Below are 1,906 nucleotides of genomic sequence, written 5' to 3'. Positions count from 1 at the left end.
AGCTATGCAGTCATACTATGATATAGATGGATCACCAGTTGCGGTGAAAGGTATACAGGAAAAAGAAGATTCAGCGCTTGCAGCTATTTCTAAACTGGCTTTTACGGACAAACATTATGTTTGGTTGGGCCAACGCTGGAACTCTGAAGAAGACTTTTTTAATCTAAGTGCAGGTTACCTGATGGATAAAAATCTGAAAAATATGGCAAACAATCTCAATGCTTTCTTTAATCCAATGAAGGCAGATTTGGACTAGAATAGGAGTTAAGATGATATGGCTATTCGAAAATTTTTAAATAAATACTGGGGTTGGACATTTTTGCTCATCCCGCTTGCTTTACAAGCTATCTTCTTTTACTTTCCAATGGTACAAGGTGCTTTCTATAGTTTGACTAACTGGACTGGATTGACCTATAATTATAAATTTGTTGGTTTAAATAACTACAAATTACTGATGATTGATGGGAAATTCTTCACAGCCATATCCTTTACTTTGATTTTAACTCTGGCATTGATTATTGGAGAGATTACGATTGGGATGGTTGTGGCACGAGCCTTAAATTCTAAGATGAAGGGGCGGACCTTCTTTAGAGCTTGGTTCTTTTTCCCGGCTGTTTTATCTGGTTTGACAGTTTCCTTGATTTTTAAACAATTCTTCAACTATGGGCTTCCAACGATTGGAAAAATTTTAGGAATTAGTTTTTTACAAGAGAGTCTATTAGGGACACCTGTCGGAGCGGTAGTGGCAACTATTTTTGTTCTTCTATGGCAAGGAGTAGCTATGCCAATCATTCTCTTTCTTGCTGGTCTTCAGAGTATTCCAACTGATATTTTAGAGGCAGCATCAATTGATGGTGCAACCAGTAAACAAACTTTTTGGAAGATTGAATTGCCCTATTTACTGCCAACGATCTCAATGGTTTTTATCTTGGCTCTTAAGTCTGGTTTGACAGCCTTTGACCAAATTTTTGCGTTGACGAGTGGTGGTCCAAATAATGCTACAACGTCTCTTGGACTTTTAGTCTACAACTATGCTTTCAAGAGTAATCAATATGGATATGCGAATGCAATTGCCTTGATTTTATTCTTAATTATTGGAATTGTTTCTCTGATCCAAATCAAGCTATCAAAGAAATTTGAAATCTAATAGAGGAGTCCTACACATGAAAAAAGAAGAAAAATTGAATCAGTTTTGGAAATACGTCCTCTTGATAGTCGGTGGTATTCTTATACTTGTTCCTTTGTTGGTAACAGTATTTAGTTCTTTCAAGACAACTAAGGATATCATGAATCATTTCTTTAGTTTGCCCAATCCTTTTACGTTGAGTAATTATGAACGATTGATTTCGGATGGAATTGGAGGCTATTTCTGGAATTCAGCAGTTATTACGGTGTTATCATTGATTGTAGTGGCTTTCTTTATACCAGCTGCAGCTTATTCCATTGCTCGAAATATGTCCAAGAAAAAAGCCTTTGCAATTATGTATTCGCTCTTGATCTTAGGGATATTTGTTCCATTTCAGGTGATTATGATTCCCATCACAGTTATGATGAGTAAACTCGGTCTAGCGAATATGTGGGGGCTAGTAATACTCTACTTAACTTATGCTATTCCACAGACTCTCTTCTTGTATGTTGGTTATATTAAAATCAGTATACCAGATAGTTTAGATGAAGCTGCAGAAATTGATGGGGCTGATCGTTTTACAACTTATCGTCGAATCATTTTTCCAATGTTGAAGCCCATGCATGCGACAACTTTGATTATCAATGCCCTCTGGTTCTGGAATGACTTTATGTTGCCACTTTTGATTCTGAATAAGGATTCCAAGATGTGGACTTTGCCTCTCTTCCAATACAACTATCAAGGTCAGTACTTCAATGACTATGGCCCAAGCTTTGCATC

At 36.8% G+C, this 1,906-nt stretch carries 2 protein-coding genes and 1 pseudogene; all 3 read left to right on the top strand.

The annotated features are described in order from the left end of the window. A pseudogene (locus GMD1S_RS12295) lies at positions 1-256 on the top strand (sugar ABC transporter substrate-binding protein); the annotation flags it as partial. Between the two features lie 18 nt (positions 257-274). After that, a complete protein-coding gene (locus tag GMD1S_RS07420) occupies positions 275-1,147 on the top strand; it encodes a carbohydrate ABC transporter permease (RefSeq protein WP_001007695.1) in 873 nt (290 codons plus the stop codon). Positions 1,148-1,163: 16 nt separating this feature from the next. After that, positions 1,164-1,906: carbohydrate ABC transporter permease (locus GMD1S_RS07415; RefSeq protein ID WP_000711266.1), on the top strand; the 743-nt coding region annotated here is incomplete at its 3' end.

Source organism: Streptococcus sp. GMD1S, assembly GCF_000296875.1.
Taxonomy (GTDB): Bacteria; Bacillota; Bacilli; order Lactobacillales; family Streptococcaceae; genus Streptococcus.
This window is presented reverse-complemented; position numbering and strand designations above follow the sequence as displayed.